This window comes from Agromyces sp. NPDC058136 (assembly GCF_042884375.1).
Lineage (GTDB): Bacteria > Actinomycetota > Actinomycetes > Actinomycetales > Microbacteriaceae > Agromyces.
In genome coordinates this window covers 634701-657747 of sequence record NZ_JBHVUA010000002.1, presented here as the reverse complement: position 1 = coordinate 657747, position 23047 = coordinate 634701, and the positions used below count along the sequence as shown (strand labels likewise).

19 protein-coding genes are annotated in these 23047 nt (G+C 71.3%); 12 read left to right on the top strand and 7 right to left on the bottom strand.

The genetic code is table 11. From position 1 onward, the window contains the following. The first annotated feature begins 25 nt into the window (after nt 1-25). Entirely contained in the window at nt 26-1465 is a 1440-nt protein-coding gene (locus tag ACFVTX_RS09350) for an aldehyde dehydrogenase family protein (protein WP_386899334.1), read from the top strand. Between the two features lie 114 nt (nt 1466-1579). Next, nucleotides 1580-2167, top strand: a complete 588-nt coding sequence (locus ACFVTX_RS09345; protein WP_386899332.1) for a TetR/AcrR family transcriptional regulator — start codon at nt 1580-1582, stop codon at nt 2165-2167. A 76-nt stretch (nt 2168-2243) separates the two neighbouring features. Here the strand turns inward: ACFVTX_RS09345 and ACFVTX_RS09340 are convergent, their stop codons facing one another. After that, a complete protein-coding gene (locus ACFVTX_RS09340; RefSeq protein ID WP_386899330.1) occupies nt 2244-4295 on the bottom strand; it encodes a primary-amine oxidase in 2052 nt (683 codons plus the stop codon). Nucleotides 4296-4366: 71 nt separating this feature from the next. Here ACFVTX_RS09340 and ACFVTX_RS09335 point away from each other — a divergent pair, with 71 nt between their 5' ends. Next, the gene (locus ACFVTX_RS09335) at nt 4367-4900 is read left to right on the top strand and encodes a hypothetical protein (RefSeq protein ID WP_386899329.1); all 534 of its coding nucleotides are present in this window, start codon (nt 4367-4369) and stop codon (nt 4898-4900) included. 33 nt (nt 4901-4933) lie between these two features. On the opposite strand, the gene ACFVTX_RS09330 is transcribed toward ACFVTX_RS09335, so the two are convergent. After that, a complete protein-coding gene (locus ACFVTX_RS09330; protein ID WP_386899327.1) occupies nt 4934-6472 on the bottom strand; it encodes an APC family permease in 1539 nt (512 codons plus the stop codon). A 209-nt stretch (nt 6473-6681) separates the two neighbouring features. Between ACFVTX_RS09330 and ACFVTX_RS09325 the strand changes: the two genes are divergently transcribed. Continuing rightward, on the top strand, nt 6682-7644 hold the full coding sequence (locus tag ACFVTX_RS09325) for a helix-turn-helix domain-containing protein (RefSeq protein WP_386899325.1): 963 nt from the start codon (nt 6682-6684) through the stop codon (nt 7642-7644). 18 nt (nt 7645-7662) lie between these two features. On the opposite strand, the gene ACFVTX_RS09320 is transcribed toward ACFVTX_RS09325, so the two are convergent. Beyond that, nucleotides 7663-7989 carry a hypothetical protein gene (locus ACFVTX_RS09320; RefSeq protein WP_386899323.1) on the bottom strand — a complete coding sequence of 109 codons (327 nt, stop codon included), beginning with the start codon at nt 7987-7989 and terminating at the stop codon, nt 7663-7665. A gap of 115 nt (nt 7990-8104) precedes the next feature. Between ACFVTX_RS09320 and ACFVTX_RS09315 the strand changes: the two genes are divergently transcribed. Next, entirely contained in the window at nt 8105-9310 is a 1206-nt protein-coding gene (locus ACFVTX_RS09315) for a metallophosphoesterase family protein (RefSeq protein ID WP_386899321.1), read from the top strand. A 250-nt stretch (nt 9311-9560) separates the two neighbouring features. Continuing rightward, nucleotides 9561-11240, top strand: a complete 1680-nt coding sequence (locus ACFVTX_RS09310) for a thiamine pyrophosphate-binding protein (RefSeq protein ID WP_386899319.1) — start codon at nt 9561-9563, stop codon at nt 11238-11240. On the opposite strand, the gene ACFVTX_RS09305 is transcribed toward ACFVTX_RS09310, so the two are convergent. Then, nucleotides 11218-12309, bottom strand: a complete 1092-nt coding sequence (locus ACFVTX_RS09305) for a DUF998 domain-containing protein (protein WP_386899317.1) — start codon at nt 12307-12309, stop codon at nt 11218-11220. The two genes, ACFVTX_RS09310 and ACFVTX_RS09305, sit on opposite strands and share 23 nt — an antisense overlap. A 278-nt stretch (nt 12310-12587) precedes the next feature. On the opposite strand from ACFVTX_RS09305, the gene hpaH reads away from it, so the two are divergent. From hpaH to hpaD, 6 genes are all read left to right on the top strand, one after another. Next, nucleotides 12588-13373: a 2-oxo-hept-4-ene-1,7-dioate hydratase gene (hpaH, locus tag ACFVTX_RS09300; RefSeq protein WP_386899420.1), complete on the top strand. Its 786-nt coding sequence runs from the start codon at nt 12588-12590 to the stop codon at nt 13371-13373. Beyond that, nucleotides 13358-14191, top strand: a complete 834-nt coding sequence (locus ACFVTX_RS09295; protein WP_386899315.1) for an aldolase/citrate lyase family protein — start codon at nt 13358-13360, stop codon at nt 14189-14191. The genes hpaH and ACFVTX_RS09295 overlap by 16 nt, the downstream gene beginning before the upstream one ends. Nucleotides 14192-14299: 108 nt before the next feature. Further along, nucleotides 14300-15853, top strand: a complete 1554-nt coding sequence (locus tag ACFVTX_RS09290; RefSeq protein ID WP_386899313.1) for a fumarylacetoacetate hydrolase family protein — start codon at nt 14300-14302, stop codon at nt 15851-15853. Then, a complete protein-coding gene (locus ACFVTX_RS09285) occupies nt 15850-16530 on the top strand; it encodes a GntR family transcriptional regulator (RefSeq protein WP_386899311.1) in 681 nt (226 codons plus the stop codon). Before ACFVTX_RS09290 ends, ACFVTX_RS09285 begins: the two co-directional genes overlap by 4 nt. Before the next feature lie 49 nt (nt 16531-16579). Continuing rightward, nucleotides 16580-18073: a 5-carboxymethyl-2-hydroxymuconate semialdehyde dehydrogenase gene (gene hpaE, locus ACFVTX_RS09280; RefSeq protein ID WP_386899309.1), complete on the top strand. Its 1494-nt coding sequence runs from the start codon at nt 16580-16582 to the stop codon at nt 18071-18073. Between the two features lie 63 nt (nt 18074-18136). Beyond that, a complete protein-coding gene (hpaD, locus tag ACFVTX_RS09275; protein WP_386899306.1) occupies nt 18137-19279 on the top strand; it encodes a 3,4-dihydroxyphenylacetate 2,3-dioxygenase in 1143 nt (380 codons plus the stop codon). Nucleotides 19280-19464: 185 nt separating this feature from the next. Here hpaD and ACFVTX_RS09270 read toward each other — a convergent pair whose 3' ends face one another. The 3 genes from ACFVTX_RS09270 to ACFVTX_RS09260 are packed head-to-tail and all read right to left on the bottom strand — an operon-like array spanning nt 19465 to nt 23039. Continuing rightward, entirely contained in the window at nt 19465-21153 is a 1689-nt protein-coding gene (locus tag ACFVTX_RS09270) for a glycoside hydrolase family 36 protein (protein WP_386899305.1), read from the bottom strand. A 12-nt stretch (nt 21154-21165) separates the two neighbouring features. Next, the gene (locus tag ACFVTX_RS09265) at nt 21166-22011 is read right to left on the bottom strand and encodes a carbohydrate ABC transporter permease (protein WP_386899304.1); all 846 of its coding nucleotides are present in this window, start codon (nt 22009-22011) and stop codon (nt 21166-21168) included. Further along, complete coding sequence (locus ACFVTX_RS09260) at nt 22008-23039, bottom strand: carbohydrate ABC transporter permease (RefSeq protein WP_386899303.1); 1032 nt, start codon at nt 23037-23039, stop codon at nt 22008-22010. The genes ACFVTX_RS09265 and ACFVTX_RS09260 overlap by 4 nt, the downstream gene beginning before the upstream one ends. Nucleotides 23040-23047 lie beyond the last annotated feature (8 nt).

Here is a 23047-nt window from a genome sequence, read left to right as displayed (position 1 = left end):
GGTCACGACTCGACGTGGAGGAGCCATGACCATCGACACCCAGACCCCCGTCCTCGAGGAGGCGCACGCCGCGCTCCTCGCGGAGATCACCCCGGACGGCGGCGAACGCCGCGAGGTCCTCGACCCCGCGACGGGCGCCGTGGTCGGCCACGCCCCGGTGCACACGGTCGACGATCTCGACCGTGCCGTCGCCGCCGCGAAGGCCGCGCAGCCGGCATGGGCCGCACTCGGCCACGAGCGCCGCAGCGAACTGCTCCTGCAGGCCGCCGACGCGATCGACGCGAACGCCGAGGCGCTCGCCCACCTGCTCTCGCGCGAGCAGGGCAAGCCGCTCAACGGCCCGAACGCGCGCTTCGAGGTGGGCGGGGCATCCGGCTGGATGCGAGCCGCCGCCGCGACGCCGCTCGAGGCCGAGGTCGTGTTCGACGACGGCGAGACCCACGCCGAGCTGCACTACCGCCCCATCGGCGTGGTGGGGGCCATCGGTCCGTGGAACTGGCCGCAGATGATCACCGTGTGGCAGATCGCCCCGGCACTGCGCATGGGCAACACCGTGGTGGTGAAGCCCTCGGAGTACACGCCGCTCAGCGTGCTCGCGCTCGTGCAGGTGATCAACACCGTGCTCCCCGAGGGCGTGCTGCACATCGTCAGCGGCGGCCGCGAGGTCGGCGCCGCGCTCTCGAGCCACCCCGAGGTCGGGAAGGTCATGTTCACCGGCTCGACCGCCACCGGCAAGGCGATCATCCGGAGCTCGGCCGACACGGTCAAGCGCCTCACCCTCGAGCTCGGCGGCAACGACGCCGGCATCGTGCTGCCCGACGTCGACCCGACGGCGATCGCCGAGGGGCTGTTCTGGGGTGCGTTCATCAACACGGGCCAGACCTGCGCCGCGCTGAAGCGCCTCTACGTGCACGACGACGTCTACGACGAGGTCGTCGCGGCGCTCGCCGAGGTCGCCGGCGCCATGCCGATGGGCGTCGGCATCGACGAGCAGAACGTGCTCGGGCCGCTGCAGAACAAGCAGCAGTTCGACATCGTCGACCGGCTCGTCGAGTCGGCCAAGGCGTCCGGCGCACGCGTCGTGCTCGGCGGCGAGCCCGACCGCGAGCAGCCGGGCTACTTCTACCCGACGACGCTGATCGCCGACATCGACAACGACCACCCGCTGGTGGCGGAGGAGCAGTTCGGCCCGGCGCTCCCGATCATCCGGTATCGCGACCTCGACGAGGCGATCGAGATGGCCAACGGCGTCGACGTCGGCCTCGGCGCCTCCGTCTGGTCGTCCGACCGCGACGCCGCCCGCGAGGTCGCGTCCCGCATCCAGTCGGGCACCGTCTGGATCAACGCCCACGGCGTGGTCCACCCGATGGTGCCGTTCGGCGGGGCGAAGCAGTCGGGCTACGGCCTCGAGTTCGGGGTCGAGGGGCTCAAGGCGCTCGCCGTGCCGCAGGTCGTCAACGGCTGACGCGCGCACGCGACGGCGATGGCCGGGCGGGAGGACTCCCGCCCGGCCATCGCCGTGTCAGGTGCGCCGCCGCGTATCGTGGAGCGAACGCACCGCCGTCACCCTGGAGGGTCAATGCCGAAGATCGTCGACCACGACGAACGTCGTCTCGCGATCGTGCACGCGACCTGGCGCCTCATCGCGGCGAAGGGGTTCCGTGCGACGACCATGCGCGAGATCGCGAAGGAGTCGGGCGTGGCCAACGGGGGCCTGTTCCCCTACTTCCGCAACAAGGAGGAACTGCTCGGCGCGACCTTCGAGCACGTCTTCGAGGCGACGAACGAGCGCTTCGCGGCCGTCCGCGCCGATGCCGAGGGGCTCGCTGCGCTGCGCGCGCTCATGCTGCAGATCTTCCCGATCGACGACGAACGACTCCTCGAAGCCCGTATCGTGATCCCGTTCTGGGAGTACGCGGCCAACGAGCCCGAGCTGCTCGAGCTCCACGAGCGCACCATGCAGCGCTGGCGCGTCGAGATCACGGGCCACCTCGAGACGGCGAAGCGGCTCGGCGAGATCCGCGACGACGTCGAGGTCGCCCTCGTCACCGACCTCTTCATGGCCCTGCTCGACGGCGTGCAGGTGGTCGCGGTCGTGTCGCCCGGCACCTCGGGGCCCGAGCGGCTCACCCGCATGCTCGACGGCTACCTCGAGCTGCTGCGCTGATCCCGGCGGGCGACGGCGACGGGCGGCCGGACGTCGCCGACGCGACCTCCGACCGCTCGTGCCCTCGAGGCGTCGCTCAGTGCGCGTGCCCCGAGCAGGTGCACGAGCCCGCGGCGCAGCCGCACCCGCCGTGCGCACCGTGCGCCGCGGCATCGGTGTGGCAGGCCATGCCCATCGACGCCGACGACGGCACGTCGAGCGCGGGGTTGCGGTCGAAGAAGCCGTAGGGCTTCAGGGTGAACTTCGCGTAGTCGACGGGCATGACCGGCCAGTCCTCGACGCGCGGGAAGTGCGTGGGGCCGAAGGTGTGCCAGAGCACGATGTCCTCGCCGTCGATCGAGCGGTCGGCCGCGGTGTAGCGCGGCAGGCCGTCGCCGCCGGGGTTCTGGTTCACGAGGTCGCCGGCCGGGTACCGCTCGTCCTGCGCGTACCGCGTGACCCAGAGGTGGTTGCGGGTGAAGCCCGCGCGCTTGGCGATGACCGACTCGGGGTCGGCCATGAGCGTCGGGAGCCCCTGCGCGAGCAGTTCGTAGGCGACCGGCCGGCCCAGGCGGTTCTGCTTCTCGGTGTTGACGATGTGCCAGGCCCGGCCGACCGCGAGGTCGGCGTCGCGCACGCCCTCCGACTCGGTGCGGAGGCGCGTCGTCCGTTTGGTGAACGCGTTGCCGTACTCGTTGCCCTCGCCCATCGGCAGGCGCACCGCGTCGACCTCGTCGACCGCGTTCGCGACGCCGTCGACCATCATGTCGAGTCGTGCGCTGAACAGGTGCTGGTGGTACGGGGCGCCGAGGCCCGGCGCGACCTCGCTCGCGTGGTCGCCGGCCTCGGGGTCGTACGCCGAGGTGAAGAGGACGCCCGTGAGCTTGGCCTCGCACTCGATGGTGCCGTCGAGGTAGAGGTACCAGTAGAAGCCGTAGTCGTAGTTGCCGACGGTGGTGAAGAAGCTGATGACGAGGCGGCGCTGGCGGCGCACCTCGTTCGAGCCGGTGTAGATGTCGGTGTGCTTCCAGAGGGTGCCGTAGTCCTCCTCGTGCATGCAGATCGCGTTCGGGATGACCCGGGGGTTGCCGAGCTCATCGGCGAGCGTGGCGTCGAAGTAGTGGATCTCGCCGAGGCAGTCGCAGCCCAGCACGAGCGAGTTCGCGTAGCGGCCGAACACGTACTCGCCGGTGTCGAAGTAGTTCTGCCAGAAGCGCGCGGGCGACGGGTCGCCGTAGGGCACGACCATCTCGGCGATCGAGGCGCGGTAGACGATGTCGCGCTCGGCGCCGCCCTGGTCGGCGTCGACGAAGCGGATGCGCCGCAGCACGAGCCCCTCGCGGGCGTCGAACGCGAGCGAGAAGCGCCAGTTCGCCCACGACACCTCGTCGCCGTCGACGGTGAAGCTCGGCCCCTCGGGCTGGGTGATCGCGATGGGCTTCAGGGTGTCGAGCGGTGCGCCCTGCACCTCGGGGTCGTCGAAGTTGCCGCCCTCGGCGGGGATGGGGAAGACCTTGTGGTCGACGAGCTCGAACATGCGGCCCTCGACCATGTCGACGTAGGCGCAGAGCCCGTCCACCGGGTGCGCCCAGCAGTGGTCCTGCTCGTACTGCCGCATGAAGGCGAGCACGCGGATGACGCGGCGCCCCCGCTCGTTCTCGAAGCCGTACTGGCCCGCCGAAAGCGGCGCGAGCGCGACCTGCTCGTGGGTGATGCCGCGCTTGGCGAGCGCGGCGTGCCACTCGTCCTCGCGGCCGAGCAGGTCGTAGATCGCCTCGAACTCGACGTCGAGGATCGGCACCTGGCCGTTCGCCCCGTCGATCTCGTCGACGCGGACGACCTCGCGGGCGGTCAGTGAGACGCGTGCGTCGTGCGAGGCGCCGGTGGCCTGGTCGAGCAGCAGGGCACGGATGACGCGGGGCAGCTCGATCCCGGCGAGGACCTCGGCCTTCGCGGGCTCGTCGACGCCCACGTACACGAACCGGGTGGTCTCGCGCACGAGCCCGGCGGCGGCGAGGATCTCGCGCGTCGCGACGATCTCCTCGGCGGCGAGGCCGCGCAGCGGGTCGGTGTCGCGCAGGGGCGACGGGAGGGTGTCGATGGGTGACGGGCTCGCGTGGTGCGAGTGCTGGGCCGACGTCGTTGTCATGCTGGATCCTCGTTTTCTCTACGAATGTTGAGATACATTAGCCTGCATCCACGAGACAGGGAAGTCCCGAGATGAACGAATTCGCCCACGGCGCGATGCTCGTCGGCGCGCTCACCGGCGCGGGGTGCGCGGTGACGACCCGCCGTGCGGCGCTCGACCTCGCGGCCTCCGCCGTCATGCTCCTCGCGATGTGCGACATGGCGCTCACCCGCCTGGCTCCCCCGCTCGCCTGGACGATGGCGCTCGTCGGCATCGGACTCGCACTCGGGGTGCGCCTGCGCACCGGACGGGCCGCACGCGGGACGCGGATCCTCCCACCGGAGCACCTGCGCCTGCTGCACCGCGCACTGACGTTCATCGTCGGCGGCTGGGCGTTCGCGCTGCCGGCGGCCGCCGGCGCCGCCGCCTCGACCCACGCGCACGGCAGCGGCGGCGTCGCCTTCGCGCTGGCCGCGCTCACCATGACCGTGTTCGGCGGATGCCTCGTGGCCAGAGAGCTGCGCGCCGACGACGCGCGGCGCCTCCGGCACGCGGCCGAGGCGGCGAGCACGTCGCTCATGCTCGCCGCCATGGCCGTGCCGGGCGTCGTCGCCGCGCTCGCCTGAGCGAGCGACCGACGCGACCGCGCCACGTGCGCCTCAGATCCCGCGGTGCGGCTCCGAGCCGTGCACGGCGGCCTCCGCCTCGTCGACCCCGTGACCGATGCGCTGGTACAGCGCGGGATCGCGACGGCGCAGCGCGAACGCCCATACGACGCCGAGGATGCCGGGGACGATGAGCAGGGCCGGCAGCACGAAGGTCGCCGGCGTGGTCTCGGCCTGGCCGAGCAGCACGTCGAAGTTCGCCACGATCAGCACGAACACCGTGAACAGCACGACCGCGGCGATCGACGGCGCCACGACGGCAGCCCACGTGCTCACGCCGCGCCGATCACGACGGAAGAAGCCGATGACCGAGATCGCCACGATGCCCATGAGGAGCACGAGCCCCATCGCCCCCGTGTTGGTGAGCCACGTGAACATCGTGAGCACCGGGTAGAGGAACTCGACCGGCGCGAAGTCGTTCTTCAGCCCCATGCCCTCGCCCGCGACGACGAACCCGAGCGTCACGACGATCGCGATCACGCTCTGCACGACCGACCCCGCCCAGGGCGCACGGGAGGCCTGCCGGACCGCCCCGAGGCCGCGGTGCAGGACGCCCTCGCGACCGAGCGAGTAGAGGTAGCGGGCGACGGCGTTGTGGAACGACTGGAGGGCCGCGAAGAGGCTCGTCAGGAACAGCACCTGCATGATGTCGCTGATGATGACGGGGGCGTGCTCGCCCATGAAGACGAACATCAGGTCGGGCCCGAAGGTCGCCGACGCCTCGACGATCTGCGACGGCCCGACGCCGACCGTGAACGCCCACGCGCTGAACGCGTAGAACACGCCGATGATCGCGACGGCGGCGTAGGTCGCGCGCGCGACCGTGCGCTTCGGGTTCTTCGCCTCCTCACCGTAGATGGCGGCCGACTCGAAGCCCATGAAGGCCGCGATGCAGAACGAGAGCACGGCGCCGATGCCGGGCACGAAGAGGCTCGACGGCTCGAGCGCGGCGGTGCTCACGCCCTCGGGCGCCACGGCGAGCGCGACGAGGTCGAACACGAGCACCGCGGCGAACTCGAGGGCGACGAGCGTGCCGAGCACCTTCGCGGACAGGTCGACGCGGTTCACGCCGAGCACGCCCACCACGATGATGCAGACGAAGATCCAGAGCCACCACGGCGTAGAGATGCCGAGCTTCGCCTCGAGGAACATGGAGAGCTGGAATCCGAAGAGCCCGTAGATGCCGATCTGCATGGCGTTGTAGGCGACGAGCGCCACGAGCGAGGCGCCGACGCCGAACGGCCGGCCGAGCCCCTGCGCGATGTACGCGTAGAACGCCCCGGCGTTCGTGACGAACCGGCTCATGGCCGCGTATCCGACGGCGAAGACGGCGAGCGCGGCGGCGAGCAGGAGGAACGCGAGGGGCACGCCGATGACCCCGGTCACGGCGAAGGTGCTGGTGACCCCGCCGGCGACGACGGTGAGCGGCGCGGACGCCGCGATGATCATGAGGGTGATGGAGGGCACGCCGAGGCGGCGTCGACCGAGCGCACCGCTGGTCGTCGTCGGCGACGTTGTCGACGTTGAGGTCATGGCAGAGGTCCTTCGTCCGGGTGCGCGAGACCCCGACGGCCTCGCACGATGCCCGTCATCATCACCCCTCTCCCGCCGTGGCGGGTTGTCGCTGCGTGAACGGCCCTTGCCCTCCGGTGCACGTCCCACTGTCGGTCTTCGCACTACGTGCGTAGAATAACCGCACCCGTGCCGGACGAGGACGTCCGGAGAGAGACTGAGGTGACCCCGTGGAGCACTCGCTCGGCACATCCCCCGCCGCCGACACCGCCGCGCCACTCGACTTCGCGCAGTTCGCCGGCCTCGTGTCGCGATCGTTCGTGCCGTTGCGCGTGCACCCCGAGCGACCCGACTCCTTCCGCGGCGGGCTCCGCACCGCGTCATCCGACGAGGTGCACCTCTCGGTCGTGACCGCCGACGCGCACGAGATCCGGCGGACGCCCGAGCTGGTGGCCGGCAAGGAGGCGCGCTTCTTCAAGCTCGGCCTGCAGCTCTCGGGCAGCGGCCTGCTCATCCAGGACGGGCGCGAGGCGGTGGTGCGCCCCGGCGACCTGGCCATCTACGACACGAACACCCCGTACTCGCTGGTGTTCGAGGAGCGCTTCACGACGGCGGTGCTCATGGTGCCGCACCGGTTGATCGAGCTGCCGACGGAGGCGGTGCGCGGCATGACCGCGACGACTCTCTCGGGCGACGAGGGGCTCGCGCGCGTGGTCTCGGGGTTCCTCGGCGGTCTCGCCGGGCAGCTCGACCAGCTCGACGGGCCGGTCGGCGCGAGGCTCGCGCGCAACGCCGTCGACCTGGTGACGACGATGTACGCGCAGCAGCTCGACGTCGCCCGCGACGCCGACAAGCCCCACCGGCCGATGCTGCGTCGCATCCAGGCGTACATCGACGAGCACCTCGGCTCGCCCGAGCTCAATCCCACGAGCATCGCCGCCGCCCACTTCATCTCGACGCGGCACCTGCACGCCGTCTTCCACGAGGAGGGCCTGACCGTCTCCAGCTGGATCCGCGCCCGCCGCCTCGATCGATGCCGTCGCGAACTCGTCGACCCGCTGTCGGCGCACCGCCCGGTCGCGCAGATCGCGGCGCGGTGGGGGTTCCGGGACGCCGCGCACTTCAGCCGTGCGTTCCGCGCCGAGTTCGGCGAGGCGCCGACCGGCGTCAGGGCACGGGCGATCGCCGCCTGACGGCGACCGCGCCCGTCGTCAGCCGGCGTGCGGCTCGTCGCGGCCGATGGCCACGTCGTCGACGTACGAGATCTCCTTCTCGGCGATGCGATCGGGGATGCCGTCGAACGCCGCCGCACGCTCGGGCGACACCACATACGCGGCCTCGACGCGCTCGAACTCGGCGCGGTCGCCCGCGACGCTCACCGCCCACACGAACTCGTTCGCCGCCGGCACGCCGTAGGCGAACTCGACCTCGAAGCCGGTCGCGCGACGCACCGCCGGCATCCGCTCCTCGAACCACGAGACGAACGCCTCGTACTCGCCGGGGACGATCTGGTAGCGGCGCAACTGCACGGTCTTCATGCGTCCATCATGCCGTGGCGGAGCGGGCCAACGTTCACCCGCTGGTCGCGCCCGAGTCATCCGGCCGCCCTACCGTCGCACCCGGCGACCGTCGCCGACGATGAGGAGACCAGACATGCCCGACCGACTTCCCGTGAGCCGCCGCGCCGTGATCACCGCCGGAGCGCTCGGCGCCGTCGGCGCCGCGCTGCCCGTCGGCGCCGCGAACGCGGCCCCCGCCGACCCGCGACGCTCCCCCGCCGGCAGCCCGCGCGCGAACGGGCCGAAGCTGCGGTTCCACGCAGACGGCACCTTCAAGGTGGTGCAGTTCAACGACACCCAGGACGACGAGCTCACCGACCGCCGCACCGTCGAGCTCATCGAGAAGACCCTCGACCAGGAGCAGCCCGACTTCGTGCTCATCAACGGCGACGTGATCACGGGCGGCTGCGAGACGCGACTCGCGGTGAAGCAGGCCATCAACAACGTCGTCTGGCCGATGGAGAGCCGCGGCATCCCGTGGGCCGTCACCTACGGCAACCACGATGAGGACTCGCTGCCCCAGTCGGGCGTCGACGAGGCCGGCATGCTCGACTTCTACCGCTCGTACGACTACAACATGAACGCCGAGAACATCGCCGGCGTCACCGGCACGGGCAACACGATCGTGCCCGTCGGCTCCTCGACGAAGAAGAACCGCGAGGCCTTCGCGCTGTGGCTGCTCGACTCGGGCCGCTACGCTCCCGGCACGATCAACGGGCAGAACTTCGCCGGCTACCCGACCTGGGACTGGCTGCGCATGGACCAGGTCGCCTGGTACCGCGAGGAGTCGATGCAGCTCGAGAAGAAGCTCGGGCGGAAGCTCCCGGGCCTCATGTTCATCCACATCGCCCTGTGGGAGCACCGCTTCATGTGGTGGGGCGGCGTCGACACCCGCACCGCAGCCGACGCCGCGCGCGGCAAGGCCCGCCACTCGATCGTCGGCGAGCGCAACGAGGACGAGTGCCCCGGCCCCATCAACTCGGGCATGTACAACGCGATCCTCGAGCGCGGCGACGTCAAGGGCGTCTTCGTCGGCCACGACCACGTGAACGACTACGTCGGCGACTACTACGGCGTGCTGCTCGGCTACGCGCCCGGCACCGGCTTCGGCGCGTACGGCCTGCCGGGCGCCGACCGCAACCGCATGCGCGGCGGCCGCGTGTTCGAGCTCACCGAGTCGGGCGACGACGTCAGCGTCGCGACCCGCGTGGTCTACGCGCGCGACCTCGGCATCGACCTCACCGCGAACGACCAGCCGATGGAGCCGACGCCGCTCGCCCCGAAGCAGGAGCGCCTCTGAGCTGCTGAGGCGCTGAGCTGACGGCCGGGGCCCGCCCGCGCGATGCGGGCGGGCTCCGGCCCGGTCGGGCCCCGGCCCGGTCGGGCCCCGACGTCATCACGCCCGGCATCGTCGTATACTCGACCTCGTCCAGGCGCGCCGCAGGGTTTCGACCCGCCGCGCCGGTGCTCGAAAAATGGGCACGAAGCGGGCCACTGCCGCGAGACACATACGGAATCCCTCATCCGTTCACGTCTCGAAAGGCTCCGCCATGCCCGCACCCTCGAACACCACCGTCGCCGCGCACGTCGCGCGCACCCTCGCCGCCCACGTCGACCACGTCTTCGGCGTGATGGGCAACGGCAACGCGTACTTCCTCGACGCGCTCGAGCGCGAGACGGATGCCGCATTCACGGCCGTGCGGCACGAGGCGGGCGGTGTCGTGGCCGCCGACGCGCACTATCGGGCGTCGAAGCGGCTCGCTGCGGCCACCTCGACCTACGGGGCGGGGTTCACGAACACGCTCACCTCGCTCGCCGAAGCCGCGCAGGCCCGGGTACCCCTCGTGCTCGTCGTCGGCGACGAGCCGACCTCGGGCCGCCGCCCGTGGGACGTCGACCAGATCGCGCTCGCCTCCGCGGTCGGCGCGCGCACCTACACGGTCGGGCGCACGGATGCCCCGGCGACGACGGTCATCGCGATCGAGCACGCGCTGAGCTACCGGGTGCCGGTCGTGCTGGCGCTCCCCTACGACGTCGCCGCGGCCGAGGCCGGTCCGTTCGTCGAGGCGCCCGCCCCGCGGCATCCGGCGCCCCTCGCGCTCAGCGGGGAGTTCGCGACCGGCGTGTTCGCCGAACTCGCCGCCGCCCTCGCGGGCGCGGAGCGACCGTTCCTCCTCGCCGGTCGCGGAGCGTGGCTCGCCGACGCGGGCGAGGCGCTCGGCGAGCTCGCCGCGGCGACCGGGGCGATCACCGCGTCGACGGCGCTCGGCCGCGGCATCTTCCCCGAGAACCGCTTCGATCTCGGCGTGACCGGCGGTTTCGGCGCCGAGGGTGCGATGGGGCTCGTGCGCGAGGCCGACGTCGCCGTCGTGTTCGGCGCGTCGCTCAACCAGTTCACGATGCGCTTCGGCGAACTCTTCGCGCCCGGCACGAAGGTGTTCCAGATCGACGTCGCCCCGTCGGCGACGCACCCCCACGTCGGCGGCTATCTGCGCGGCGACGCCGCCGTCGTCGCGCGCGCGCTCGTCGCCGAGCTCGCAGCGGTGCGGGCGACGCCCTCGGGCTGGCGCGATCGGGTGGATGCCACGGCGCTCCGCGCCTACGAGCTGCCCGAACGCGCCGACGGCCTCGCCGACGACGGGCGCCTCGACCCGCGGGCGGTCGCCGCACGACTCGCCGAGCTCCTCCCCGAGGACCGGGTCGTCGTCTCCGACGGCGGGCACTTCATCGGCTGGGCGAACATGTACTGGCCGGTCGCCTCACCCGACCGCATGATGATGGTCGGCACGGCGTTCCAGTCGATCGGGCAGGGCTTCCCGAGCGTCGCGGGCGCCGCTGCGGCGAGGCCCGGGTCGACGATCGTGCTGACGAGCGGCGACGGCGGCGGCCTCATGGCGCTCGCCGATCTCGAGACCGCGGTGCGCACCGCGGGCGGCCGCGGCATCGCCGTCATCTGGAACGACGCGGCGTACGGCGCCGAGGTGAACCTCTACGGCCTGAAGGGGCTCGCCGAGGCGCCCATGCTCATCCCCGAGGCCGACTTCGCGGCGGCCGCGGCGGCGTTCGGCGCCGAGGGGGTCGTGGTGCGCGAGCTCGCCGCCCTCGACCGGCTCGCCGACTGGGCGGCGACGCCCGTCGCCGAACGCCGCTTCCTGCTGCTCGACTGCCGCATCTCGGGCACGGTCGTCGCGCCGTACCAGGAGGAGATCATCCGGGTGAACTCGCGCTGAGCTGCGCCGCGACGCGGAGGAATCGGATGAACACCGCGATCCACCCGAAGATGAGCGCGAAGACGATGATCTCGAAGGCGGTCAGGGCGAAGTAGCCGACAGCGAAGAGCACGACCGAGGCCACCATCGCCCCGGCGAAGACCCACGCCGAGACGAAGTAGGTGCGCGGGAGTCCGCGGAACAGCCAGTGGCCCCCGAACAGCATCACGAGGAATACGAGCGCCATGCCCGAGGCCGAGAGGTTGTGGAGCAGCAGGTGCACGTCGACCGGGAAGACGCCCACGCACGCGAGCATGACGCCCATCACGACGAACAGGGCCGGCACGATCCGCACGCGCGGGGCGTTCTCCTCGCCGCGCTGCGCCGCGAGTACCTGCAGGTCGCGCGCGACGTAGACGGCGAACGTCGTCACGAGCAGGCCGGCGCAGATCAGGGTGCCGTTGAACACCCAGCTCGACAGCTCGTCGTAGGTGCCGAGCTGGCTGAAGTGGTAGGTCCACCAGTTCGGGTCGGGGGTCGTGACCATCGCCGTGAGGGTGCCGATCGCGATGAACGACAGCATCAGCGACGACATGCGCTGCGTCGTCGTCTGCGAGGCCGACAGGTACGCGAGGTACGCCGAGAGCCCGATCGTCACGGCCGAAAGCACGACCGCCCAGAAGTTCGACAGCGGCAGCCCGATGAACCCGAGCGAGAGCACGCGGAACAGGGCGAACACGGCGACGAGGGCGAGCGCCCCGTGGGCGACCGAGACCGAGACGGCGTTGACCGAGAACGTCCACGACGGCAGCGTGCGGCGCCACTGCTGCTCTGGCAACGAACGCGCACGCCAGTACGAGACGGCGGAGGCCGCGGCGGCGACGATGCCCGCGGCGATCGCGGCCCACGTGCCGAGCGAGTCGTTCTCGCCGGCGAGGGTCAGCACGGGCACGACCATCGCGATGATGAACCCGTAGAGCGCGCCCACCGCGCCCGCGGCCAGCGCGGCGAACACCGCCTCGGACTCGTTGCGCCTGCTCGGCTGCGCGGGCCCCGGCGTCTCAGCCGCCAAGGAGATCGTCTCAGTCATGTGGGCCCCCTCTCGGGCTGAAAGTACACCCGCACGGCGGCCCGTGTCATCCAACCCGCCGCTCATGCGTCGAGGTGACGCGAACGGTCGCTTCGCGAGCCACCCGAACGACCAGTCGTGTCACCTCGATGGCGGCGATGCAGGACCCGGCGCCTTGAGCGTCGCACGCCTGCCGCCCCAGATCGTATACGATCATGGATGTCACGCGCCGTCGCCGACCACCGGCATCCTCGCGGCGCCCGACCTCCCGTATGGAGCCTCGACGAAGTGGAGTGCCTGTGCTCGACCAGCCCGTGATCGATGCGATCGCCGACGAACTCGTCGCCGCCGACCGCGACCGAACGACCGTCCCGCTGCTCACCGCGCGCCACCCCGGCATGAGCGTCGACGACGCCTACGCCGTGCAGCGCGTCTGGGCCGAACGGCGCATCGCGGCCGGTGCCCGGCTCGTCGGCCGCAAGATCGGCCTCACCTCGAAGGTCATGCAGGTCGCCACCGGCATCACCGAACCCGACTACGGGGTGATCCTCGACGACATGGTCATCGAGTCGGGCGCCTCGGTCGAGTTCGACCGCTTCTCGAACGTGCGCATCGAGGTCGAGCTCGCCTTCGTGCTCGCGAAGCCGCTCACCGGCCCGAACACCACGATCTTCGACGTGCTCGACGCGACCGCCTACGTGGTGCCCGCGCTCGAGATCCTGAATTCCCACATCGAGCTGCAGGGCCGCACGATCGTCGACACGATCAGCGACAACGCCGCGATGGGCGCGATGGTGCTCGGCGGCCGCCCGGTGAAGGTCGACCAGGTCGACCTGCGCTGGGTCGGGGCGCTGCTCTCCCGCAACCAGACCATCGAGGAGTCGGGCGTCGCCGCCGCGGTGCTCGGCCACCCCGCGATGGGCGTCGCGTGGCTCGCGAACAAGCTCGCCGCGCACGGCCAGTCGCTCGGCGCCGGCGAGATCATCCTCGCCGGCTCCTTCACCCGCCCCATGTGGGTCGAGCGCGGCGACACCGTGCACGCCGACTACGGACAGCTCGGGACGATCTCATGCCGATTCGAATGAACCTCCCCGCGACCCTCACCGCCCGCATCGCGGAGTCGGACCGCCCGCAGATCGGCATGTGGGTGTGCTCGGCGAGCCCGCTCGTCGCCGAGATCGCCGCAGGCAGCGGCCTCGACTGGGTGCTCATCGACGCCGAGCACTCCCCCAACGACCTGCAGACGATCCTGCACCAGCTCTACGCCGTCTCGGGCTACCCCGTCGCCCCGGTGGTGCGGCCGCCGATCGGCGACACCGTCGTGATCAAGCAGTACCTCGACCTCGGCGTGCAGAACCTGCTCGTGCCGATGGTGCACTCGGCCGCCCAGGCCGCCGAGCTCGTGCGCGCGGTCCGCTACCCCGACGGCGCCGACGGCGGGGAGCGGGGCGTGGGCGCCGCGCTCGCCCGCTCCTCCCGGTGGAACCGCGTGGAGGGCTACCTCGGCACCGCCTCGTCGACGATCAGCCTGATCGTGCAGATCGAGTCGGCCGAGGCGGTCGGGGCGGCCGCCGAGATCGCGGCGGTCGACGGCGTCGACGCGGTGTTCATCGGCCCGGCCGACCTGGCCGCGTCGATGGGGCTCGTCGGGCAGCCGAACCGCCCCGAGGTGGTCGACGCGGTGCTCAGCACGATCGAGGCGGTGCGAGCGGCGGGCAAGCCCGTCGGCGTCAACGCCTTCGTGCCGGCCGACGCCGAGCGGTATCTCGCCGCCGGCGCCTCGTTCGTCGCCGTCGGCGCCGACGTCGCGCTCCTCGCCCGCGCGTCCGAGGCGCTCGCCGAGCGCTTCATCGGGTCGCGCGGCGACACGGATGCCACGGGCGCCCCACGCACGAGCTACTGAGGCCCGCAGCGCCCCGGTCCAGCGGATCGACCCCGTGACATCCGCCGACCGCCCCCATCGCACGCGCAGATCGTATATCATTTCAAATATCACGAGACGAGGACGTCAATGACGAACGAGGCCATCGCCACCCCCGGCAAGATCATCGCCGTGCACCTCAACTACCCGTCGAGGGCCGCGCAGCGGGGTCGCACGCCCGCGCAGCCGAGCTACTTCTTCAAGCCCGCCTCCTCCCTCGCCGGCACGGGCGGCACCGTCGAGCGCCCCGCCGGCACCGAACTCCTCGCCTTCGAGGGCGAGATCGCGATCATCGTCGGCGAGCGCGCCCGCCACGTCTCCCCCGCCGACGGCTGGCGCTGCATCGCGCAGGTCACCGCGGCGAACGACTTCGGCGTCTACGACCTGCGCGCAGCCGACAAGGGTTCGAACGTGCGCAACAAGGGCGGCGACGGCTTCACCCCGCTCGGCCCGGCCGCACTCCCCGCGAGCCTCGCGGGCGAAGACGGCTGGCGTGTGCGCACCTGGGTGAACGGCGCCCTCGTGCAGGAGGACACGAGCGACACCCTGCTCTTCCCGTTCGGCCGGCTCGTCGCCGACCTCTCCCAGCACCTCACCCTCGAACCGGGCGACGTCATCCTCACGGGCACGCCGGCCGGATCCTCCGTCGTCGTGCCCGGCGACGTCGTCGAGGTCGAGGTCGACGCCCCGGGCGCGCCCGGCGCGCCGAGCACGGGCCGCCTCGTCACGACCGTGACGCAGGGCACCGTGCCCTTCGGCGACTTCGGCACGAAGCCCGCGATCGACGACGCGCAGCGCATCGAGGCCTGGGGCAGCGAGGCCGAGCACGCCGCCGCGGTCGCGGCCGGGTTCGCGAGCGCGCTCGACGCGGTCGCCGACGGCGGTGCGGATGCCACGGGCGCGACGCCCTCCTCGGCTCCCGAACCGACCGTGCTCACCGAGGAGGTGCGCGCCCTCCTCGACGGCGTCGCCGTCGCGACCCTCTCCGTCGCGCTCCGCAAGCGCGGCTACCACGACATCTTCATCGAGGGCGTGCGGGCGAACCACCCGGGCGACCGCATCCTCGGGCTCGCGAAGACGCTCCGCTTCATCCCGTTCCGTCCCGACCTGTTCGCCTCGCACGGCGGCGGCTTCAACGCGCAGAAGCTCGCGTTCGACACGGTGCGCCCCGGCGAGGTCCTCGTGGTCGAGGCCCGCGGCGAGCGCGGCACGGGCACCGTGGGCGACGTGCTGGCGCTGCGCGCCCAGGTGCGCGGCGCCGCCGGCATCGTCACCGACGGCGGCGTGCGCGACTTCGACGCGGTCGCGCAGTTCGACATCCCGGTGTTCTCGCAGGGGCCGCACCCGAGCGTGCTCGGCCGTCGCCACGTGCCGTGGGAGGTCGACGTCACGATCGCCTGCGGCGGCGCAGCGGTGCAGCCGGGCGACGTCATCATCGGTGACGGCGACGGCGTCATCGTGATCCCGCCGCAGCTCGTCGCGGAGGTCGCCGCCGAGGCGGCCGAGCAGGAGCGGCAGGACGCGTACGTCGCCCGGCAGGTCGCCGCCGGCGCGGCGGTCGACGGGCTGTTCCCGATGAACGCCGAGTGGCTCGCCCGCTACCGGGCGGAGACCGGCGCCGGGGCATCCGAGGGGGCGAGATGAACACGACCACCGCGGCCGTCTCGAAGTCGCAGCGCGCGTACGGCTTCATCCGCGAGCGCATCGACGACGGCCGCTACGTGCCCGGCTACCGGCTCGTGCTCGGTGCGATCGCCGCCGAGCTCGACGTGAGCGTGGTGCCCGTGCGCGAGGCGATCCGCCGGCTCGAGGCCGAGGGGCTCGTGACCTTCGAGCGCAACGTCGGCGCCCAGGTCGCCCTCATCAAGGAGACCGAGTACCTGCACACCATGCAGACCCTCGCGCTCGTCGAGGGCGCGGCGACCGCACTGTCGGCGCCGACCCTCACCGCCGAGCAGCTGGGCCGCGCCCGCGCGGTGAACGAGCGCATGCGCCGCACGCTCGACGACTTCGAGCCGCACCGATTCACCGAGCTGAACCTCGAGTTCCACGCGGTGCTCTTCGAGGAGTGCCCGAACCCGCACATCCTCGATCTCGTGCACCGCGGCTGGAGCCGCATGAAGGTGCTGCGCGACTCCTCGTTCAGCTTCGTGCCGGGCCGCGCGCACGAGTCGGTCGCCGAGCACGAGCGCATCCTCGACCTCATCGAGCGGGGCGCCGAACCGCTCGAGATCGAGCTCGTCGCGCGCGCCCACCGCACCGCGACCCTCGACGCCGTGCTCGCCTACCAGGCCGAGCACAAGCATCCGACGAACACCTGATCGCCCGACCGTCTCACCGCCTGACCAACGCAGAACGGAAAGAACCACGATGACCTACTACCGGCCCGAGGGCCTGCCCGACCGCATCCGCCACTACATCGACGGCGAGTTCGTCGACTCGATCGACGGCGACACCTTCGAGGTGCTGAACCCCGTCACGAACGAGACCTACGTGCACGCCGCCGCGGGCAAGAAGGCCGACGTCGATCGCGCCGTCGCCGCCGCGCGCCGCGCCTTCACCGACGGGCCGTGGCCCCGGATGCTGCCGCGCGAGCGCTCGCGCGTGCTGCACAAGATCGCCGACCTCGTCGAGTCGCGCGACCAGCGCCTCGCCGAGCTCGAGTCGTTCGACTCGGGCCTGCCGATCACGCAGGCGCTCGGTCAGGCGCGTCGGGCCGCCGAGAACTTCCGCTTCTTCGCCGACCTGATCGTCGCGCAGTCCGACGACGCCTTCAAGGTGCCGGGCAAGCAGATGAACTACGTGAACCGCAAGCCGATCGGCGTCGCGGGCCTCATCACCCCGTGGAACACCCCGTTCATGCTCGAGTCGTGGAAGCTCGGTCCCGCCCTCGCCACCGGCAACACGGTCGTGCTGAAGCCGGCCGAGTTCACCCCGCTGTCGGCCTCGCTGTGGGCCGGCATCTTCGAGGAGGCGGGCCTGCCCAAGGGTGTGTTCAACCTCGTCAACGGCCTCGGCGAGGACGCGGGCGACGCGCTCGTGAAGCACCCCGACGTGCCGCTCATCTCCTTCACGGGCGAGTCGAGCACCGGTCAGCTGATCTTCGGCAACGCCGCCCCGTTCCTCAAGGGCCTCTCGATGGAGCTCGGCGGCAAGAGCCCCGCCGTCGTGTTCGCCGACGCCGATCTCGACATCGCCATCGACGCGTGCATCTTCGGCGTGTTCTCGCTGAACGGCGAGCGGTGCACCGCGGGCAGCCGCATCCTCGTGCAGCGCGAGGTCTACGACGAGTTCGTCGAGCGCTACGCCGCGCAGGCGAAGCGCGTGAAGGTAGGCCACCCGCACGACCCCGCCACCGAGGTCGGCGCGCTGGTGCACCCCGAGCACTACGACAAGGTGATGAGCTACGTCGAGCTCGGCAAGACCGAGGGCCGGCTCGTCGCGGGCGGCGGGCGACCCGAGGGCTTCCCGACCGGCAACTACGTCGCCCCCACGGTGTTCGCCGATGTCAGCCCCGACGCCCGGATCTTCCAGGAGGAGATCTTCGGCCCCGTCGTCGCGATCACGCCCTTCGACACCGAGGAGGAGGCGCTCGCCCTCGCGAACAACACGAAGTACGGCCTCGCCGCCTACATCTGGACGAACGACCTCAAGCGCGCCCACAACTTCGCCCAGGCCGTCGAGGCGGGCATGGTGTGGCTCAACTCGAACAACGTGCGCGACCTCCGCACCCCGTTCGGCGGCGTCAAGGCCTCGGGCCTCGGCCACGAGGGCGGCTACCGCTCGATCGACTTCTACACCGACCAGCAGAGCGTGCACATCACGCTCGGCGCGCCCCACAACCCCACCTTCGGCAAGGCGTGAGCCGCGGCATCCGCCCCGTGGCATCCGCAATCACAGGCCCCATCACAGAGCAAGGACGCTGACATGAGCCACCGCGACGACATGACCCTCACCTCCTCGGGTTTCTGGGTCTCGCAGGAAGCCCCCATCCATTCCGACAACCCCGTGCCGACGCCGAGCGTGCCGGCCCCCGACATCCTGCGCTGCGCGTACATGGAGCTCGTCGTCACCGACCTCGCGGCCTCCCGCGTGTTCTACGTCGACGTGCTGGGCCTCTACGTGACCTCGGAGGACGACGAGGCGATCTACCTCCGCTCGACCGAGGAGTTCATCCACCACAACCTCGTGCTGCGCCAGGGCGCGGTCGCGGCGGTCGCCGCGTTCAGCTACCGCGTGCGCACGCCCGAGGACCTCGACAAGGCGGTCGCGTTCTACTCCGAGCTCGGATGCCGCGTCGAGCGCCGCGCGGACGGCTTCACCAAGGGCATCGGCGACTCGGTGCGGGTCGAGGACCCGCTGGGCTTCCCGTACGAGTTCTTCTTCCAGGCCGAGCACGTCGAGCGCCTCTCGTGGCGCTACGACCTGCACACGCCGGGCGAGCTCGTGCGCCTCGACCACTTCAACCAGGTCACGCCCGACGTGCCGCGAGCGGTGAACTTCATGCAGTCGCTCGGGTTCCGCGTGACGGAGGACATCCAGGACGAGGAGGGCACGGTGTACGCCGCGTGGATGCGCCGCAAGCCCACCGTGCACGACACCGCCATGACCGGTGGCGACGGCCCCCGCATGCACCACGTCGCCTTCGCGACGCACGAGAAGCACAACATCCTCGCGATCTGCGACAAGCTCGGGGCGCTCCGCCGCTCCGACGCGATCGAGCGCGGGCCGGGCCGTCACGGCGTCTCGAACGCGTTCTACCTGTACCTGCGCGACCCCGACGGCCACCGCGTCGAGATCTACACGCAGGACTACTACACGGGCGACCCCGACAACCCCGTCGTCACGTGGGACGTGCACGACAACCAGCGCCGCGACTGGTGGGGCAACCCGGTCGTGCCGTCGTGGTACACCGAGGCCTCGCTCGTGCTCGACCTCGACGGCAACCCGAAGCCCGTCGTCGCACGCACCGACTCCTCGGAGATGGCCGTGACGATCGGCGCCGACGGCTTCTCGTACACCCGCCAGGGCGACGAGGAGCGGGGCTTCAAGCTCGGCAACACGCTCTGAGTCGCGCGCGGCCTCGCGCGTGACGGACAGGGGGCCCGGGCGGATCCGCCCGGGGCCCCTGTCCGCGTCTGACGGCGCGGTGGTCGTGCGCCGGCTCGACGTCGGCGGCCGGATGCCCCGGGCGGCGCGCCGCACGTCACCCAATACATCGCGCGACGCGGCGCCCGGGGCATCCGGGCCGATCCTCAGGCCAGGCCGAGGCGGGCGGTCCCCCACGCCGGGACGTCGAGGATCCCCTCGCCGCCGAGCGCCGGGGCGCGGCCGGCGGTCACCCGGTAGGGCACGCCGCCGACCGAGGAGGCATTCACGACGATCAGCTCGGCGACGCCCGAGAGGTCGAGCTCGACGAGCACCGACTCGTAGTCGACGACGAGGAGGGTGCCGTCGCGTCGTGCCTGCGCGGCCGGATAGCCGCGGGCCGGCAGGCCGAGCTCGAGCTCGCCCCCGAGCAGGACCTCGCGGAGCGACCGCCACAGCTCGAGCGAGTTCGAGACCACCTCCCGGTGCAGCTCGGAGAGCTCGGCGAGCGGCATCGAGACCTGCGGCACACCGAAGAACCCGCCGAACAACTGGCGGCGCACCGCATCGGCGTCGGCCTCGGGCGCCCACATGATGGGATCGGCGTGCACGACCTGGCCGCGCGAGAGCAGCCGCAGGTCGAGCACCGAGAGGCGGTTCTGGTCGGCGTCGGCCGGGCAGTCGTTCGCACGCACGACGTCGGCGAACGCCGCCACGGTCGGCGACACGTAGGGCTGGCGGAACTCGATGAGCGCCCCGGGACGGACGAGGTCGACCGCGTCGGCGACCCCGCGGAGCAGCTCGACCATCGCGAACCCGATGTCGTCGAGGTCGCCGGTGCTCGGCGTGTCCGCGTAGACCATCGCGTTGTTCAGGAAGTCGATCTTCAGGCCGTCGAGCCCGTAGTCGCGCACGAGTCGCGCGCAGGTCTCGACGAGATGCTCGCGCACCTCGCGGTGGCGCGGGTCGAGCACCCAGGCCCGAAGGCCCGTGGAGTACTCGGTCGCGTACGGCGCGAGCCGCTCGAACGCCTCGCTCTGCTCGCCGATGAGCAGCGGCGCGAGCCACAGCACCACGTCGAGCCCGTGCCCGTGGGCCCGCTCGACGAATCCGGCGAGGTCGGCGAACTTCTCGGTGTCGGGCACCCAGTCGCCGCAGCCGGCGTACCAGCGACCGTCGCCGAAGCGCTGCCAGCCGTCGTCGAGGAACACCGAGCGGAACCCGAGCTCGGCCGCGACCGGCAGGTCGCGCGAGACGATCTCGTCGGAGATCCGCTGCGAGTACGCGTACCAAGTCGAGTACACGGGCTCGAGGGCCGCCGCCGAGGCGGGTCGCACCGGCGCGCTGCCGAACAGCACGTCGGCGACGCGCCCGATGGCGCGCGGGAACGGTTCGGGCGAACGCGCGATCACGAGCTCGACCTCCTCCGTGCGCGCGACGAGGCGGTCGTCGATCGGCAGACGGACGACGAAGTTCTTCTCCTCCTCGGAGACGCCGAACTGGACCTCCCCCTCGCCGATGGTCCAGTCGAGGCCGAAGGCGAGCCGACTCGTGCCGTCGGCGTCGTACAGCGCGCCGATCGGCGCCGAGCGGATCGCGCTGTAGCGATCGCTCCCCGCCCAGTCGGCCGGGAGCCCCCGAACGCCGTCGAGCCCCGGGTACCAGTACCCCGCCGCGTCCCCGAGCGGCGACTGCAGGATCACCTGACCGCCCGCGCGGACCGCGAGGCGGACCCTGAGCACCTCACCGTCGTCATCGGTGCCGAGCACGCGGCATCCGCCGCCGGTGCCCAGCCGGATGGCCCGCGGCAGGTCGACCCAGTCGACGAGCGAGAGTTGGTGGTCTTCGAGTAGCACGGTGAAGGACTCCTATTGCTTGACCGCACCGGCGAGGATGCCGGCGACGAAGTGACGTTGCAGGAAGAGGAACAGCACGAGGATCGGCAGCACCGACAGCAGGGTGCCGGTCATGAGCTGGCCGTAGTCGGTCGTGCCGATGCCCTGCAACGAGGCGAGCGAGACGGGGATGGTGAAGGACTCGGGCGTGCGGAGCACGACGAGCGGGTAGACGAACTCGTTCCACTGCGCGAGGAAGAGGAAGATCGCGAGCGCCGCGAGCGCGGGCCGGACGGTCGGCAGCACGATCCGGGAGAACACGCGGAACTCCCCCGCGCCGTCGACCCGCGCCGCCTGCAGCAGCTCGTCGGGCACCGCCTGCATGGTCTGGCGCATGAGGAAGATGCCGAACGGCAGGGCGAGGTTCGGCAGGATGAGCGCCTGGTAGGTGTCGAGCCAGCCGAGCGTCACCATGATCTGGAACAGCGGTACGAGGGTGACCTGCGAGGGCAGCGCGAGGGTGACGAGCACGGCGCCGAACAGGACGTTGCGCCCGCGGAACTCGAACTTCGCGAAGGCGTAGCCCGCGGCCGTGCAGACGACGAGGCCGAGCAGCGTGTAGACCGAGGCCACGAGCACCGAGTTGCCGATCGCACGCCCGAAGAGCGTGTCGCTCAGGAGCCCCGAGAGGTTGTCGAAGAACGCCGGCCCCGGGAGCACGTTCGGCGGCGACGCGAAGATCTCGCGCGACGGGTACGTGGTGGCGATGATGAGCCAGTAGAAGGGCAGCAGCATCACCACGGCGCCCGCGGCGATCGCCGTGGTGAGCACGAGCGACTTGGTGCGGCGCCCGCGCACGCCGATGAGCGACTCGGTCATCGCGTCTTCTCCTTCGTGGACATCGACTTCTTCGGGGACGCCGGCTTCTTCGGGGACACCGGCTTCGGCGTCCGTTCGCGGAAGAGCCGGAACTGGATGAGCGAGACCACGGCGATGATGACCGTCAGTGCGTAGCCGATGGCCGAGGCGTACCCGAAGTCGAAGTACTTGAAGCCGTTCTGGTAGAGGTACATCCCGACCGTGAGCGTGGCGTTGTCGGGCCCGCCGTTCGTCAGCACGTAGGGCTCGTCGAAGAGCTGGAGTGTGCCGATCGTCGAGAGGATGACGGTCAGGAGCAGTGCGGGGCGGAGCCCGGGCAGCGTGACGTTGCGGAAGCGCTGCCATGCGTTGGCCCCGTCGACCTGCGCCGCCTCGTAGAGCTCGCCGGGGATCGACTGCAGCTGCGCGAGGTAGATGATCGCGTTCTGGCCGGTGTAGTGCCAGGTCATCGCCAGCACGATCGAGATCTTCGCCCAGAACGGATCGACGAGCCATGGGATCGGGCCGATGCCGACGTAGCCCAGGATCTCGTTCACGATTCCGGCGCTCGAGTCGAAGAGTGCGCTGAAGAGGATGCCGTAGGCGACGAGGCCCATGACGATCGGCACGAAGTAGGCCATGCGGAAGAATCCGCGACCCTTCAACAGCAGCGAGTTGAAGGCGACCGAGAGCACGATGCCGAGCCCGAGCATGAGGGGCACCTGCACCACGAGGATGAGCGCGGTGTTGCCGAGTGCGGTGTAGAAGAGCGGGTCCTGCAGCAGGCGCGCGTAGTTGTCGAGCCCGACGAAGGTGATGACCCCGCCGATGTTCGAGGTGAGGCTCGTCCAGAACGCGGAGAGGTAGGGGTAGAGCTTGAAGCCGAGGAACAGCACGATCGTCGGCAGCAGGAAGAGGTACGGGGTGATCCGCGGATGGCCGATCGAGGATCGGCGGCGACGCCGCGGCGGCCGCGGGGCGTCCGCGATCGGTGCCGCATCCGTGGTGGGGCGGGCAGCGGGGCCGGCGGTCGAGGACAAGACGCTCATGTGTGTTC